The sequence below is a fragment of the Nocardia niwae NBRC 108934 = DSM 45340 genome (assembly GCF_001613465.1).
In the GTDB taxonomy this organism is placed as follows: domain Bacteria; phylum Actinomycetota; class Actinomycetes; order Mycobacteriales; family Mycobacteriaceae; genus Nocardia; species Nocardia niwae.
In genome coordinates this window covers 26,812-42,200 of the sequence record NZ_BDCK01000020.1, presented here as the reverse complement: position 1 = coordinate 42,200, position 15,389 = coordinate 26,812, and the positions used below count along the sequence as shown (strand labels likewise).

Here is a 15,389-nt window from a genome sequence, read left to right as displayed (position 1 = left end):
TCACAGCGGCAACCGCCTGCCGAGGATCGCGAAGGGCCGGTTGTCGCCCGCGAACACGAAATTGCGGACCACATCGGTGAATCCCTGCCTGCGGTAGAGCCGCCAGGCGCGGTTGTCCTCACCGGCGACCTCGGGCGTGGACAGCAGCACGGCTCGCTCCGGGCGGTCGCGCAGCAGCCGTTCCAGCAGCGTGCCGCCGATGCCGCGGCCCTGCGCGGCGGGATGCACGTGCAGCTCGGTGAGCTCGAAGTAGTCCGAGAGCAGTTCGCGCGTGGAGTGTTCCGGCCAGCCCGAGCGCCGCATCCCGCTGTGTACCTGCTGGTGCCACCACTGGTGCGCCGCGCCGCGATAGCCGTAGGCGACCGCCACGATCGGCGCGGTGCGCATATCGATCCGGCCGGAGTCGTCGGGCAGCACCGCGGCCACCGCCTGCCAGCCGGGGCGGGTGGTGTGCTCGGTCCACATCGGCGCGCGATGGTTCTCGGTCCCGCGCGGGTAGTCCATGGCGGCCACGTAGACCGCCAGCGCGTCGTGCAGCCGGGAGCGCAGAGCCGCCACCGAGAGATCGATGACGGCGGGTGCGGGAGTGTGATTGGGCTTGACGGCGGTCATGGCTCTCGTCGGTCGCGCGGACGCGGAAGTTTGTCGGTGGGCGTCTTTATATTGAAGCTCAATTCAAACGTTCGAATACCTGTTCGGTCCGGGCGGTGCTGGAAAGCGGTGGGGGACGCCGCCTCCAGCGCGGATACGGGCCAAGGTACGCGATGGTGGAGGGACGGCGATGTCTGGTCGAGTGGAACAACCGGGCCGGCCCGGCCGGGCCGGCAAACTGCTGGAGCGCGCGGACGGGTTGCTCATGCAGGCAGCGGGGGAACGGGATCCGCGGGAGCGCTTCCGCACCGCCTACTTGGCGGCGCTGCGCGGCGCGGGCGCGGTGATCGCGCTCACGGGCGCCGACGCCGCACCCCGGGCGCGCTCGCGCAACGCGTGGGTGCTGATGCAGCGCGCCGCGCCGGAATTCGTGATGTGGGCGGATTACTTCAGCGCGCGCTCGGAGATCCGGGCGGCGCTGGAGGCCGGGCTCGACCGGAAGGTCGACGAACACGAGGCGGACGAGTTCTCTTCGCGGGTGGCGGCATTCCTCCACGACGTGGAAGATCTCCTCGCGGCATCGGCTCGGTTGCGGCCCGCCCCGGGATTGTCCGGCGGGATGACCGCTTAGTTAACAGGCTGAAGACGGACTACGTCCGACTGGGCACATTAGGTGGTCTGGCCCTGATCGAACTCGTATCATTGGTGTCAGATGGCCGCCAAGGTCGGCTATCTGTCGTCTACCCGGAGGCGACAGCCACGTCCTAGTGCCGGGGGAGGTACCGTGCCACTCTCCGAGCACGAGCAGCGCATGCTCGAACAGATCGAGAGCGCTCTCTATGCTGAGGATCCCAAGTTCGCCTCGTCCGTCCGCGGTGGACGGCTACGTTCGACCTCGAGTCGTCGCAGACTCCAGGCCGCGGCGTTGTTCGTCCTCGGCCTCTTTCTCCTCGTCGCAGGCATCGCCGCACCCGTGAAGCCCGGCGGCTTCCCGATCATCAGCCTGATCGGGTTCATCGTGATGTTCGGCGCCGGCGTGCTCCTGCTGGTCGGCACCTCCAAGAACATCGCCAAGAACGATCGGTCCGGCGGCCAGGCGGCCTCCGGCGGCTCGGGCAACCGGGGCCGTCAGCGGAAATCGGGCGGTTTCTCCGAGCGTATGGAGGATCGCTTCCGGCGGCGGTTCGAGCAGGAATAGCTCACCCGTAGCCTGACAATTCCAGTACGACCGGCGACGCCGCACCGCGATGGTGCGGCGTCGCCGGTTGCGTCTGTGGCCCTGCGCGTCAGGGATGATCTCCGTGTCGCACTTCCGCCTTCCCCCACACCTCCCCACAAAGTTCCCCACCGCGCCCCCGCGCGGGAGGCGCCAGAGGTGTTTGCTGGGTGTTTTCGGGCGTTTGTCCGCGAGGGTGGCGCGTGTCGGCAGAACTCGCGAAAGTTCTCCACGCCGGTGATAGCTGGCATGACCTGCGGAATCGTCTGGGTCGGGAGCCAGATCACCGCTTGTTTCGATTGAAAGTGGGGGAAAGTGGGGTAATGTGGAGCGCGCAGTACTGAAGGGCCGACCATCGAGGTGATCGTTAGGGAGGTATCGAGATGTTTCTCGGTACCTACACACCTCGCTTGGACGACAAGGGGCGACTCACGTTGCCTGCGAAGTTTCGAGACGATCTGGCGGGAGGGTTGATGGTCACGAAGGGGCAGGACCACAGCCTTGCCGTGTACCCGAAAGAGGAGTTCACCGCGCTCGCCCGGCGAGCCGCGGCCGCGTCTCGAAGCAATCCGCAGGCCCGTGCGTTCGTCCGGGCTCTCGCGGCCGGAACGGACGAGCAGCGTCCGGACGCGCAGGGCCGGATCGTGTTGTCCGCCGACCATCGCCGTTACGCCAACCTGCAAAGGGATTGCGTGGTGATCGGTTCGGTCGACTTCCTGGAGATTTGGGACAAGCAGGCGTGGGAGTCCTACCTCGCCGAGCACGAGGAGGACTTCTCGCAAGCCAGAGACGAGTCGCTGGGCGGAATCTTCTAGCCGCGGGCGCGCGAGTGCCACGCGGTCTCTGCCCGGACGCGGACCCTGACGTACTTCCCCGACGCCAGGTGCCGAAGTTCGGTCAGAGACCACGGGGCATTCGCACTTCTATCGAAAGCACTGTGTATCAAGGCGACCCGTGTGCGGTGCGCGACGACGCGAGGCAGACTCCGGGAGGTCGAGGTGAACCGTGAACAGCGCGGTCCCCGCCATGTTCCGGTTCTGCTCGAGCGGGCCGACGCGCTGCTCGGTCCGGCCTTGTCGGAGCCGGGCGCGGTCTACGTCGACGCGACGCTCGGCCTCGGGGGGCACGCCGAGCACTTCCTGAGCACCTATCCCGGCATCCATCTGGTCGGGCTGGACCGCGACACCACCGCGTTGAAGCTCGCCGGCGAGCGGCTCGCACCGTTCGCGGCCCGAATCACGCTGGTGCACACCCGCTATGACGGTATCGCCGACGCGCTGCGCGACGCGGGGCTGTCCGCCACCGGTTCGGTCTCGGCGATCCTGATGGACCTCGGCGTCTCGTCCATGCAGCTGGACGAGGCCGACCGCGGCTTCGCCTATTCCGTCGACGCCCCGCTGGACATGCGCATGGACCCGACCAGCGGGCCCACCGCCGCCGACGTGCTCAACACCTACAGCCACGGTGACCTCGCCCGGGTGCTGAAGACCTACGGAGACGAACGCTTCGCCGGACGGATCGCCGCCGAGGTGATCCGCCGTCGCCAGGTCAAACCGTTCCGTACCAGCGCCGAACTGGTGGAACTGCTCTACGCCACGATTCCCGCGGCGACGCGGCGCACCGGCGGGCATCCGGCCAAGCGCACCTTCCAGGCGCTGCGGGTGGAGGTCAACAGCGAACTCGACTCCCTGCGCGCCGCGCTGCCCGCCGCGCTGGCCGCACTGCGCGTGGGCGGCCGCATCGTCGTCATGTCCTACCAATCACTGGAGGACAAGGTGGTCAAGCAGGAGCTCGCATCGCGCACCGCGTCCCGGACGCCGATGGACCTGCCGGTCGAACTCCCCGGCATGGGCCCGGAGTTCCGGATGCTGACCAGAGGCGCGGAGAAGGCGACCGAACAGGAGATAGAGGACAACCCGCGGGCGGCCCCGGTACGGATGCGCGCCGCCGAGCGGATCGAGGAGGCGCGGTGAGCCAGCAGTACCCGGCGCTTCGCCGCGTCGGCCGGGCGCGGATATCCCGCGCAGCCGGCGGAGGCCGGATGAGACAGCGGCGCGCTGTGCCGATCCGGCGTCCCGGGCGGACAGAGGGAGGGAATCGATGAGCGTGCGGACGCGGACCGTCGAAGCGCCGGGCCGGGTCGCCCGGCGGGTCCAGGATGCCGAACGGGTGAAATCGGGCGCCGCGCAGCGCGCCTACGCGCGACGGCGGATGCGTGCCGAGACCGGGTCGGACAGTACGTTCCTGCCCACTGTGCGGCGCTCGGCGATGACCGCCCGCATTCCGTTCGTCACGGCTATCATCGCCCTGCTCGGGTGCGGCCTCGCGCTCACCTTGCTGCTGACCACCCGCGCTGCCGAGGACAGCTACCAACTCGGCGACGCGCGGGCGACGAACCGGCGGCTGGCCGACGAGCGCGCGGCGCTGCAGCGCGAGGTCGAGGTCGCCGATTCGGCGCCGGAACTGGCCCTGCGGGCGCGCGAACTGGGGATGATCCCCGCCAAGGACCCGGCCCGTCTGCTGATCGGACCGGACGGCTCGGTCACGGTGATCGGTAAGCCCGCTCCGGCTCAGGGCACTCCCGTGCCGCCGCTGAACGCCTCGCCCTCGTCGCGATCGCCGCAGGGAGAGCGGGTGGTTCCGGTCACCACCACGCCCGGAGCTCCGGTGCCGGGCCGGCCGAACACCGGGCCGCCGGCCAACGCGCAGGTGAACGCGGCGCCCGCGCCGGGCAGCCCGGTCCCGCCAGTCCCGGCGCCGGTGGTCCCGCCGCAGGCGGAAGCGCCCGCGCCGTCGGCCGCCGCCTCCCAGCCGCCCGCGGAAGCCACCTCGCCGGATCCGGAAGTCGCACCGTCGCCGCAGCAGGCGCCCGAGGGAGCGGCCCAGTGACGCATCCCGGGCCCGCTCCGCGCCGTCGTCGCGGGCCCGCGGCACCACGTGCCACGGGCAGGCCGCGGTCGTCCGCGGCAGCTGTCTCGGACGGTCCGTTACGGTTGCGCCTCGGCGTCGGGCGGGTGGTCATGCTCGTCGCGCTCGCGGTGGTCGCGTTGCAATTGCTGTGGGTGCAGAGCGTCGCGGCGCCCGGACTGTCCGCGCAGGCGGCCAGCCAGCGCACCACCCATCAGCCCGATCCGGCCACTCGCGGGCCGATCACCGACCGCAACGGCAAGGCGCTGGCCTTCACCGTGTCGGCCAAGGCGCTGCACTTCCGGCCGGTCGCCGTCCGGAAGGAGCTCGCGGACGCCAGAGCCAAGAACGACAAAGCGCCCGACCCGGACCAGCGGCTGCGCGACATCGCGCGGACCGTCCACGAGAAGCTCGGCAAAGACGCGCCCGCGGAATCGGACCTGCTCGCGAAGCTGAACAGCGACGAGCAATTCGTGTTCCTCGCCCAGAACGTCGACCCGCGTGTCGCGGACGAGATCACCGAGAAATTCCCGCAAGTCGGCTCCGACCAGCAGAGTCCGCGGGTGTATCCCGGCGGGTCGCTGGCGGCGAATGTCGTCGGCGCGGTCGGCTGGGACGGTCACGGGCAGATCGGGCTCGAGTCGTCGCTCGACTCGGCGCTGGCCGGTACCGACGGATCACACACCTACGATCGCGGTTCCGACGGCGCGGTGATCCCGGGTAGCTGGCGCGACGAACAACCCGCGGTCAACGGGTCCGCCGTCGAACTCACCCTGGACTCCGATCTGCAGTACTACGTGCAGCAGCAGGTGCAGCAGGCGAAGGACGTCTCCGGTGCGGGTAGCGCTTCGGCCGTCGTCCTGGACGCCAAGACCGGGCAGGTCCTGGCGATGGCCAACGACAACACCTTCAACCCGGACCTGGGACCGCAGAAGTGGGCCAATGCCCAGCTGAGCAACCCGTCGGTCACGGACGTGTTCGAGCCGGGCTCGGTGAACAAGATCGTCACGGCGGCCGCGGCCATCGACTACGGATTGACCGATCCGGACGAGGTGCATCAGGTGCCCGGCGCGATCCAGATGGCGGGTGTCACGGTGCACGACGCGTGGTCGCACGGTGTCGAGCCCTATACGACCACCGGCATTTTCGGCAGGTCCTCCAATGTGGGCACGCTGATGCTCGCGCAGCGCGTGGGCGAGGACCGCTTCGCCGACATGGCGCACCGGTTCGGGCTCGGGCAGCGCACGGGCATCGGCCTGCCGGGCGAGAGCGCGGGCCTGATGCCCGACCGCGAGCAGTGGTCCGGCGGCACCTTCGCGAATCTCCCGATCGGGCAGGGCCTTTCGATGACGACGCTGCAGATGGCGAGCATGTACCAGGCGATCGCCAACGACGGCGTCCGGATCCCGCCCCGGATCGTGCGGGCGAAGATCGCGCCCGACGGCGCGCGCACCGAGGAGACCCAGCCCGACGGCGTGCGGGTGGTGAGCAAGCAGACCGCCGCTACATTGCGGACGATGTTCCAGGCGGTGGTGCAGCGTGACCCGATGAACGCCAACCAGAACGGCACCGGTTGGCCCGCGGCCATCACGGGCTATCAGGTGGCGGGCAAGACCGGTACCGCGCAGAAGGTGGACCGGAATTGCCGGTGCTACTCCACGTCGTCGTTCTGGATCACGTTCGCGGGCATGGTCCCCGCGGACAATCCGCGGTACGTGATCGGGCTCATGCTCGACGCGCCCGTCCGCAGTTCCGACGGCTCCGGCGGCGGTTCGGTGGCTCCGTTGTTCCACAACATCGCTTCGTGGGCGCTGCAGCGCGACCGCATTCCACCGTCCTCCCAGCCGTCCCGGCAATTCGTGCTGCAGGCGGGGTGAGCGCGCTGTCCCGCCCGGCGCGCCGGGTCTGCGATCGGTGCGAGACGTCGGACCTGTGCGGAGGAAACAGCAGGTGAGTGCGGTATTCGGGGGGCGAGGACGCGCGGCGGCCCGCCGTGCGCACCGCGTCCTCGAGCGGCGGCGTCCGGGTGCCGCGTGGCGCGGTCCGGACCGGGCGGGCGAACCCGTAGGGTGCGGTGGGCGACCTCCCGGGCCTTGCGATGGGGCGCATGGTCCCGCCGTGACCGGTCGCCGGTAACCTGACACGTCGATCACCGCCCCCGAAAGGAGCCTGGTTTCTGTGCAGTCCGGTCAACCGCGCGCATTGCGGCCAGAGCATTCGCCGTCAACGCCGCTGGCGTCGCTGGCCGCCGTCATCGGGGCTGCGACGGGTCCCGAGTCGGCTGTGCGCGGCGTGTCGGTCACCGGCATCGAGCAGCGCTCGAACGCCGTGCTGCCCGGTGACCTGTTCGCCGCGCTGCCCGGCGCCCGCGCGCACGGTGCGCGATTCGCGCGCGACGCCGTCGCCCGGGGCGCGGTGGCGGTGCTGACCGACGCGGCGGGCGCGGAGCTGGCCGGGCCGCTGGATGTGCCGGTGCTGGTGCGGGAGAACCCGAGAGCCGTGCTCGGCGAGCTGTCGGCGACGATCTACGGCAATCCGTCCGAGCGGCTGCGCATCGTGGGGATCACCGGCACCTCGGGCAAGACCACGACCTCCTACCTGGTGGAGGCGGGCCTGGCCGCCGCCGGCCTGTCCACCGCGCTGATCGGCACCATCGAGACCAGGATCGGCGGCAGGCGGGTGCCGAGCGCCCTGACCACGCCCGAGGCGCCGCAGTTGCACGCGATGTTCGCGCTGATGGTCGAGCAGGGCGTGGACGCGGTCGTGATGGAGGTGTCCAGCCACGCGCTGACGCTGGGCCGGGTGGACGGGGTGCGGTTCGCGGTGGGCGCGTTCACCAACCTGTCCCAGGACCACCTCGACTTCCACGCCGACTTCGAGGATTACTTCGCCGCCAAACGCAAACTGTTCGAACCGGATTCGCCGGTCGCGGCACGCACCGCGGTGGTCTGCGTGGACGACGAGTGGGGGCGGCGGCTGGCCGCCGGTCTGCCCGGCCCCGTCACCGTGTCGACCACCCGGGCCGCCGCCTGGAGCGTCGCCGGTGCGGTGGCGGCGCACGGCGGCGAACAAGACTTCACCGCGGCCGGCCCGCTCGGGGAGATCCCGGTGCGGCTGCGGCTTCCCGGCCACTACAACGTCGCCAACGGCCTGCTCGCGGTAGCGGTGTGCGCCGCCGCCGGCGTCGATCCGTCGGTCGCGGCGCCCGCGCTGGCGACCGTGGACGTCCCCGGCCGGATGCAGCGGGTGGAGCGCGGACAGGACTTCCTGGCGATCGTCGACTACGCGCACAAGCCCGCGGCGCTGGAGTCGGTGATCGCCACGCTGCGAGGTCATCTCGCGGCGGACACCGCGGGACGGCTCGCGGTGGTGGTCGGCGCGGGCGGCGACCGGGACGCGGCGAAGCGGCCGCTGATGGGCGCAGTGAGCGCGCGCGGCGCCGACCTGCTGATCATCACCGACGACAACCCGCGCACCGAGGACCCGGCGGCCATTCGCGCCGCCCTGCGCTCCGGTGCGCTGGAGGTCCCGGAGGCCGAACGCGGCGAGGTGCGGGAGATCGGTGACCGAGCAGAAGCCATCGCGGCGGCGGTGGCGTGGGCGCGCCCCGGTGACGTGGTGCTGATCGCGGGCAAGGGACATGAGGCAGGGCAGGAGATCCAGGGCGTGAAGCACCCCTTCGACGACCGCGACGTACTCGCGGCCGCATTGGAAAGACGTAGTCCGCAAGGTAACCACGCGGAGGACTTGACGGTTTCATGATCGAGATGACACTGCGGGAGATCGCGGAGGTCGTCGGCGGCACGCTGCACGACGTCGCAGACCCGGAGGTGCGAGTGACCGGCGCGGTCGAATTCGATTCGCGCCGAATCGGTTCCGGCGACCTGTTCCTGGCGCTGCCGGGCGAGCGCTCCGACGGCCACGACTACGCGGACGCGGCGATCGCCGCGGGCGCGGTGGCGGTGCTCGCGGCGCGGCCGGTAGGTGTGCCCGCCATCGTGGTCACCCCCGCCCGCGGCGCCGTACCGTCGAGTTCGGTTGCGCTCAGCCATGATTCGGATGGATCCGGCGCCGCCGTGCTGACCGCGCTCGCCGCGCTGGCCCGCGCCAGCGTGTCGCGTCTCGTCGCCGCAGGCGGGCTCACCGTCGTCGGCGTCACCGGCTCGTCCGGCAAGACCTCCACCAAGGACCTGCTGGCCGCCGTCCTGGCGCCGCTGGGCACGGTGGTGGCCCCTCCGGGTTCGTTCAACAACGAGCTCGGCCACCCGTGGACCGCGTTGCGCGCCGACGCGAGCACTCGTTTCCTGGCGCTCGAGCTGTCCGCGCGCGGGCCGGGCCACATCGCCGCGCTGGCCGAGGTGGCGCCGCCGAGTATCGGCGTGGTGCTCAACGTGGGCACCGCGCATCTCGGTGAGTTCGGCAGCCGCGAGGCCATCGCGAAGACCAAGGGCGAACTGGTCGAGGCGTTGCCGCCGACCGGGCTGGCCGTGCTCAACGCCGACGATCCGCAGGTCGCGGCGATGGCCGCGCGCACAACGGCGCGGGTGGTGACCGTCGGGCAAGCCGCGACCGCCGACGTGCGGGCCACCGACATCCGGCTCGACGACCAGGCCAGGGCCGCGTTCACCGTGCACACGCCCGCGGGCAGCGCTCCGGTGCGCTTGGCTGTGCACGGCGAGCACCAGGTGGGCAACGCGCTGTCGGCGATCGCGGTCGCCCTGGAATGCGGCGCCGACCTGGACACCGTCACCGCGGCCCTGTCCGCTGCGCGCGCCGCGTCCGCCCGCCGGATGGACGTGCGGACCACCGCGGACGGCGTCACCGTCGTCAACGACTCCTACAACGCCAATCCGGATTCGGTCCGCGCCGCGCTCAAGGCGCTGGTCAGCATGGCGCGCGCGGCCGAGACGCCGCGGCGCAGCTGGGCGGTGCTGGGCGAGATGGCCGAGCTCGGCGAGGAATCGGTCATCGAGCACGACGCCATCGGGCGGCTCGCGGTGCGGTTGGACGTCAGCCGGGTGGTCGTGGTCGGCACCGGACGGCCCGCCCGCGCCCTGCACCAGGGCGCGGTGATGGAAGGGTCCTGGGGCGAGGAATCGGTCCTGGTACCCGACATCGGCGCGGCGATCGCGCTGCTCGAGCGGGAAGTCGAACCGGGCGACGTGGTGCTGGTGAAGGCATCGAAGTCGGTCGGCTTGTGGGAGGTCGCCGAGCATCTGACCGACCCGGGCACCGCGGCCGCACGCGGCGGCGCGGCGAACAGCGGGGTGGGACAGGACACGGAGGCAGCAGGATGAGACAGATTCTCTTCGCCGCGGCGATCGCGCTGACGGTCTCGATCCTGCTCACCCCGCTGCTGATCCGGTTGTTCGCCAAGCAGGGCTTCGGGCAGGAGATCCGGGTCGACGGTCCCGCCAGCCACCAGGCCAAGCGCGGGACGCCCACCATGGGCGGCGTCGCCATTCTGGTCGGCATGTGGGCCGGTTACCTCGGCTCCCATCTGATCGGCATCGGCTACGACGCCGACGGGCCGTCGGCGTCGGCGTTGCTGGTGCTCGGCCTGGCCACGGCCCTGGGCGCGGTCGGTTTCATCGACGACTTCATCAAGATCCGCAAGCAGCGCAACCTGGGTCTGACCGCGGCGGGCAAGTATCTCGGCCAGCTGTCGGCGGCCGTGATCTTCGGCTTCCTCGCCCTGCAGTTCCGCGGCGCGAGCGGGCTGACCCCGGCCAGCAGGCACCTGTCCTACGTGCGTGACATCAGCACGGTGACCATGGGCGTGGTCGTCTTCCTGGTGTTCGTCTGCTTCGTGGTGGTCGCCTGGTCCAACGCGGTCAACCTCACCGACGGACTCGACGGGCTGGCCGCCGGATCGATGAGCCTGGTGCTGGGCGGATACGTGATCATCACGTTCTGGCAGTACTACCACGCCTGCGAGACCAAGCCGGAGACCGGCTGCTACAACGTGCGCGATCCGCTCGACCTCGCGCTGGTCTGCGCCGCGGGCGCGGCGGCGTGCGTCGGGTTCCTGTGGTGGAACGCCGCCCCGGCCAAGATCTTCATGGGCGACACCGGTTCGCTCGCGCTGGGCGGCCTGCTGGCCGGCCTGTCCATCACCACCCGGACCGAACTGCTGATGATCGTGATCGGCGCGCTGTTCGTCGCCGAGACGGCGTCGGTGGTGTTGCAGGTCGCGGTCTTCCGCACGACGCGCAACCGGTTGTTCAAGATGGCGCCGTTCCACCATCACTTCGAGCTCAGCAAATGGGCCGAGACTACGGTGATCATCAGATTCTGGCTGCTGGCCGCGATGGCCTCCGCTGTCGGACTCGGGCTGTTCTACAGCGAATACCTCTCCGCGGTCGGGTGAGCGAGATGGTCGAACATTCTCCGCGGGCCCTGCGCTCACCAGGGCCCATGCTGGAATTCCTGCGCGGCCGCGACGTCCTGGTCGCCGGTTGGGGAGTGTCGGGACGCTCGCTGGTCGAACCGCTGCTCGACATCGGCGCGCGCCCGGTGGTCACCGACGGCGGCGCGGCGGCGCTGGCGGAGGCGGCCGGACTCGGGCTGGACGTGGCCACCACCGCGGAACTGGAGAACGCGGACTGGAGCCGCTTCGCGCTGGTGATCACCAGCCCGGGCTGGCGGCCGGACTCGCCGGTGCTGGCGTCCGCGGTGGCCGAGGGCACGCCGGTGTGGGGCGACGTGGAGTTCGCCTGGTGGGTCGACCAGGCCAGGATCTACGGCCCGGTCCGCAAATGGCTGGTCGTCACCGGCACCAACGGCAAGACCACCACGACCCAGATGACCCACGCGATCCTGCGCGCCGCGGGCATCGCCAGCGTCGCCTGCGGCAATATCGGCCTTCCCATCCTGGACGCCCTGCGGCGCAACCCCGGTCCGCAGGTGCTCGCGGTCGAGCTGTCGTCGTTCCAGCTGCACTGGGCGCCGTCGGTGCGCCCGGAGGCCGGGGTCGTGCTCAACGTGGCCGAGGATCACCTGGATTGGCACGGCGGCCTGGACGCCTACGCCGCGGCCAAGGCCAGGGCGCTGGTCGGCCGGGTCGGCGTGGTCGGCCTGGACGATCCGGTCGCGGCCTCGCTGGCCCGCAAGTCCAAGGCCCGCCGGACCGTGGGTTTCCGGGTCGGAGTGCCCGCCGACGGCGAGCTCGGTGTGGTGGACGGCAAGCTGCTCGACCGCGCGTTCACCAAGGCCGCCATCCTGGCCGAGGTCGGCGACATCAGCCCGCCCGGCCCCGCCGGCGTCGCCGACGCGCTCGCCGCGTCCGCGCTGACCAGGGCGATCGACGTGGCGCCGCAGTTCGTCCGGGAGGGCTTGATCGAGCACAAGGTCGGCCCGCACCGGGCGGCGTTCGTGCGCGAGCTGAGCGGCGTCGAGTTCGTCGACGACTCCAAGGCCACCAATCCGCATGCCGCGCGGTCATCGATCCTGGCGCATCCGCAGGTGGTCTGGGTGGCCGGTGGCCAGCTCAAGGGCGCGCACGTCGAGGACCTCGTCGAGGAGGTCGCCGACCGGCTGGTCGCGGCGGTGCTGATCGGCATGGACGCGCCGGTGCTCGCGGCGGCGCTGGCGCGACACGCGCCCGAGGTCCCCGTGGTGGAGCTGGTCGCGGGAGACGATGCACAGATGGGTGACGAAGCGTCGAAAGCCGCCGCGGCCGACGCCGTCATGGCGCGGGCGGTGCGAGCGGCCGCGGGGTTCGCCCGCCGCGGCGACACCGTGCTGCTGGCACCCGCCGCCGCGTCGCTGGACATGTTCGAGGATTACACCCATCGGGGCCGCAGCTTCGCCGCGGCGGTGCACGCCCTGGAAGACGGTGACCTGGGAACCACCGACGCCGGGGGTTTGCGGTGACTGCCGACCGGGGCGGGTCCGGTGTGGACGCCCGCCCCGGTCGGCCGAGTCGTCTCCCCGGTCCGAACGGCAGCCACACCGGTGAACGCCGTCGCGGCGCTTCCAGCCGCGGCCAGGACGCCCTCCGAGCGCGACGACAGAGGGCAGGGCGGGAGAGCGTTTCGTGATTTCGGGTAACGGCAAGCGTTGGACCGGTAGGGCAGCCCGGACCTCGGCCGCGCGAAAGGCCGGCCCGCAAGCACCGCGTGGCGGTGCGGCAGGAAGAGGTCCGGCGTCGTGGCTGGCGCGGCCGCTCGCGTCGTTCCATCTGGTCGTGACGATCGCCACGCTGCTGACGGCGCTCGGCCTGGTCATGGTTCTGTCGGCGTCCGGAGTCGTGGAGTACGCGGAGGGCGGGTCGGCCTACTCCCTGTTCATCCAGCAGACGTTGTTCGCGGCGATCGGCGCCGTCCTGTTCTATCTGGCCCTGCGGGTTCCGCTGCGCCTGTTGCGCCAGGCGTCGTTCCCGCTGTTCGCGATATCGGTGCTGGCGCTGGTCCTGGTTCTCATCCCGGGTATCGGCACGCAGGTGCAGGGTGCGCGTCGCTGGCTGATCTTCGGCCCCGTCTCGGTGCAGCCCTCCGAGGTCGTGAAGGTGACCCTGATCGTCTGGGGCGCGCACCTGCTGGTCTCCCGGCGCGCGATCGGATCGAGCTTGCGCGACATCCTCGTGCCGCTCGTCCCGGCGGGTGTGCTGGTGTGTCTGTTGATCGTGGTCCAGCCGAATCTCAGCACCACGGTCGCGGTGGGCATCATCCTCGGCGCCCTGCTGTGGTTCGGCGGTCTGCCGGTCCGGCTGTTCGTGACGATCGCGATCTCCGGTGTCGTGGCCGCGGGCGTGCTCGCCATGTCGGCCGGTTATCGGTCCAATCGGGTCCGGTCCTTCTTCAACCCGGGCTCCGATCCGCAGGGCGACAACTACCAAGCGCGTCAAGCCCTGTATTCCCTTGCCGACGGGGGGATCTGGGGCAGAGGGCTGGGACAGAGCCGGGCCAAGTGGAGCTACCTGCCGAACGCGCACAACGATTTCATCTTCGCGATCATCGGCGAAGAACTGGGCTTTCTGGGCTGCGCGCTGGTGCTCGGGCTGTTCGCGCTGTTCGTCTACACCGGACTGCGCATCGCCAGCCGGTCGGCTGACCCGTTCCTGCAATTGCTGACCGCCTCCGCGACGACGTGGATCGCCGGACAGGCCATGATCAACATCGGCTATGTGGTCGGTCTGCTGCCGGTCACCGGGCTGCAGCTGCCCCTGGTGTCGGCCGGTGGTTCGTCGCTCGCGATCACCCTGCTCATGTTCGGGCTCATCGCCAACGCCGCGCGACACGAGCCGGAGGCCGTCGCGGCGCTGCACGCCGGACAGGACGGTCGTTTCAGTAGGCTGTTGCGGTTGCCCAAACCCGAGGTGTACGCACCGGCTCGGGCGAGCGGGTCCCGTCGCGGCCGGGCGCCGCGGCAGGCCGACCGCGGACCGTCGGCGCTCCCGCGGGGGCGGGGCGGCCGGTTCGGCGCGGAACCGGCGCGGCGCCGCTCGCCGGAGAGCCGCGGCACCAGCTCGGCGCGCGCCACCCGGGCTTGGGAACCCAGCTATCCGGTCAATCACGCAAGAGAACGGGGAAGATCCAGGTGATCTCGGTAATCGTCGCGGGCGGCGGCACGGCGGGCCACATCGAACCGGCACTGGCGGTGGCCGACGCGTTGCGGCGGCTCGACGATTCCGTCCGGGTGACGGCACTGGGCACCGAACGCGGCCTGGAAACTCGCTTGGTCCCCGAACGCGGCTATCCGCTCGAACTCATCCCTCCGGTCCCGTTGCCGCGCAAACCCACCGCCGATCTGTTGCGGCTGCCCGGCCGGGTGCGGGCCTCGATGGCCGCCACCCGGGCGATCATCGATGCGGTCGAGGCCGACGTGATCATCGGTTTCGGCGGTTACGTGGCGCTTCCGGCGTATCTCGCCGCGGGCGCGGGCATGCTGCGCCGCAGGCGTCCGGTCCCGGTGGTGGTGCACGAGGCGAACGCGAAGGCCGGTATCGCGAACAAGGTCGGCGCTCGCCGGGCCGCGCGGGTGCTCGCGGCGGTCCCGGACTCCGGTCTGCCGGACGCGCGGGTGGTGGGCATCCCGGTGCGCGCCTCGATCACCGGCCTGGACCGGGCCGCTCTGCGCGCCGAGGCGCGGGCGCACTTCGGTCTTCCGGCCGAAGGGCCGGTGTTGCTGGTCTTCGGTGGCTCGCAGGGCGCGCGGACGCTGAACGAGGCGGTATCCGGCGCCGCTCCGCAGCTCGCCGCCGCGGGCATCTCGGTGCTGCACGCGCACGGTCCCAAGAACACTCTCGAGGTGGACGAGGCCGGTGCGGACGTCGCCCGGTACGTGGCGGTGCCCTATCTGTCCCGGATGGACCTCGCCTACGCCGCCGCCGACGCGGTGGTCTGCCGGTCGGGCGCGATGACCGTCGCGGAGGTCTCCGCGGTCGGGCTGCCCGCGTTCTACGTGCCGCTGCCGCACGGCAACGGGGAGCAGGAACTCAACGCCCGGCCCGTGGTGCGCCAGGGCGGTGGCAGAATTGTCCCCGATTCCGAGTTGACGCCGAAGTACGTGATCGATGAGGTGATTCCGCTGCTCATGGACCCCGAACGGCTGATCGAGATGGGCCGGGCCGCCGCAGGCGCCGGGCACCGCGACGCCGCCGACGAGGTGGCGCGGATCGCGATGGAGGTGGCGCGCCGATGAGCGACACGACCGCCGACCGGGTGGCGCCGGA

The 15,389-nt window shown here is 71.1% G+C and carries 13 protein-coding genes; 12 read left to right on the top strand and 1 reads right to left on the bottom strand.

The features are described 5' to 3' along the window. Entirely contained in the window at window positions 1-612 is a 612-nt protein-coding gene (locus tag NNI01S_RS12475) for a GNAT family N-acetyltransferase (RefSeq protein ID WP_063020235.1), read from the bottom strand. A gap of 169 nt (window positions 613-781) precedes the next feature. Between NNI01S_RS12475 and NNI01S_RS12470 the strand changes: the two genes are divergently transcribed. The 12 genes from NNI01S_RS12470 to murG all read left to right on the top strand — a co-directional run bounded on the left by NNI01S_RS12470 (window position 782) and on the right by murG (window position 15,358). Then, entirely contained in the window at window positions 782-1,222 is a 441-nt protein-coding gene (locus NNI01S_RS12470; RefSeq protein ID WP_063020234.1) for an SAV_6107 family HEPN domain-containing protein, read from the top strand. A gap of 153 nt (window positions 1,223-1,375) precedes the next feature. Continuing rightward, window positions 1,376-1,789: an SCO2097 family morphological protein gene (locus NNI01S_RS12465; protein ID WP_063020233.1), complete on the top strand. Its 414-nt coding sequence runs from the start codon at window positions 1,376-1,378 to the stop codon at window positions 1,787-1,789. Between the two features lie 401 nt (window positions 1,790-2,190). After that, on the top strand, window positions 2,191-2,622 hold the full coding sequence (mraZ, locus tag NNI01S_RS12460; RefSeq protein WP_039797118.1) for a division/cell wall cluster transcriptional repressor MraZ: 432 nt from the start codon (window positions 2,191-2,193) through the stop codon (window positions 2,620-2,622). Window positions 2,623-2,805: 183 nt separating this feature from the next. Continuing rightward, window positions 2,806-3,780 carry a 16S rRNA (cytosine(1402)-N(4))-methyltransferase RsmH gene (rsmH, locus tag NNI01S_RS12455; RefSeq protein ID WP_063020460.1) on the top strand — a complete coding sequence of 325 codons (975 nt, stop codon included), beginning with the start codon at window positions 2,806-2,808 and terminating at the stop codon, window positions 3,778-3,780. Window positions 3,781-3,907: 127 nt separating this feature from the next. Beyond that, the gene (gene ftsL, locus NNI01S_RS12450) at window positions 3,908-4,696 is read left to right on the top strand and encodes a cell division protein FtsL (RefSeq protein WP_084488748.1); all 789 of its coding nucleotides are present in this window, start codon (window positions 3,908-3,910) and stop codon (window positions 4,694-4,696) included. Window positions 4,697-4,827: 131 nt separating this feature from the next. After that, the gene (locus NNI01S_RS12445; RefSeq protein WP_157114768.1) at window positions 4,828-6,591 is read left to right on the top strand and encodes a peptidoglycan D,D-transpeptidase FtsI family protein; all 1,764 of its coding nucleotides are present in this window, start codon (window positions 4,828-4,830) and stop codon (window positions 6,589-6,591) included. A 301-nt stretch (window positions 6,592-6,892) separates the two neighbouring features. Next, window positions 6,893-8,476, top strand: coding sequence for a UDP-N-acetylmuramoyl-L-alanyl-D-glutamate--2,6-diaminopimelate ligase (locus tag NNI01S_RS12440; protein ID WP_063020231.1), 1,584 nt, complete (start codon window positions 6,893-6,895; stop codon window positions 8,474-8,476). Then, window positions 8,473-10,011, top strand: coding sequence for a UDP-N-acetylmuramoyl-tripeptide--D-alanyl-D-alanine ligase (locus NNI01S_RS12435; RefSeq protein ID WP_063020230.1), 1,539 nt, complete (start codon window positions 8,473-8,475; stop codon window positions 10,009-10,011). The genes NNI01S_RS12440 and NNI01S_RS12435 overlap by 4 nt, the downstream gene beginning before the upstream one ends. Next, a complete protein-coding gene (gene mraY, locus NNI01S_RS12430; protein ID WP_063020229.1) occupies window positions 10,008-11,084 on the top strand; it encodes a phospho-N-acetylmuramoyl-pentapeptide-transferase in 1,077 nt (358 codons plus the stop codon). The genes NNI01S_RS12435 and mraY overlap by 4 nt, the downstream gene beginning before the upstream one ends. Before the next feature lie 47 nt (window positions 11,085-11,131). Then, on the top strand, window positions 11,132-12,589 hold the full coding sequence (murD, locus tag NNI01S_RS12425; RefSeq protein WP_063020228.1) for a UDP-N-acetylmuramoyl-L-alanine--D-glutamate ligase: 1,458 nt from the start codon (window positions 11,132-11,134) through the stop codon (window positions 12,587-12,589). A 313-nt stretch (window positions 12,590-12,902) separates the two neighbouring features. After that, entirely contained in the window at window positions 12,903-14,258 is a 1,356-nt protein-coding gene (gene ftsW, locus NNI01S_RS12420) for a putative lipid II flippase FtsW (protein ID WP_435825068.1), read from the top strand. Next, window positions 14,255-15,358 (top strand): undecaprenyldiphospho-muramoylpentapeptide beta-N-acetylglucosaminyltransferase, encoded by a 1,104-nt coding sequence (murG, locus tag NNI01S_RS12415; RefSeq protein WP_174554397.1) that lies wholly within the window; start codon window positions 14,255-14,257, stop codon window positions 15,356-15,358. Before ftsW ends, murG begins: the two co-directional genes overlap by 4 nt. Window positions 15,359-15,389 lie beyond the last annotated feature (31 nt).

Coding starts and splice junctions, on each gene's coding strand:
- NNI01S_RS12475 (WP_063020235.1), bottom strand. CDS start 612: ATGACCGCCGTCAAGCCCAATCACACTCCCGCACCCGCCGTCATCGAT.
- NNI01S_RS12470 (WP_063020234.1), top strand. CDS start 782: ATGTCTGGTCGAGTGGAACAACCGGGCCGGCCCGGCCGGGCCGGCAAA.
- mraZ (WP_039797118.1), top strand. CDS start 2,191: ATGTTTCTCGGTACCTACACACCTCGCTTGGACGACAAGGGGCGACTC.
- ftsL (WP_084488748.1), top strand. CDS start 3,908: ATGAGCGTGCGGACGCGGACCGTCGAAGCGCCGGGCCGGGTCGCCCGG.
- NNI01S_RS12445 (WP_157114768.1), top strand. CDS start 4,828: ATGCTCGTCGCGCTCGCGGTGGTCGCGTTGCAATTGCTGTGGGTGCAG.
- NNI01S_RS12435 (WP_063020230.1), top strand. CDS start 8,473: ATGATCGAGATGACACTGCGGGAGATCGCGGAGGTCGTCGGCGGCACG.
- mraY (WP_063020229.1), top strand. CDS start 10,008: ATGAGACAGATTCTCTTCGCCGCGGCGATCGCGCTGACGGTCTCGATC.
- murD (WP_063020228.1), top strand. CDS start 11,132: ATGCTGGAATTCCTGCGCGGCCGCGACGTCCTGGTCGCCGGTTGGGGA.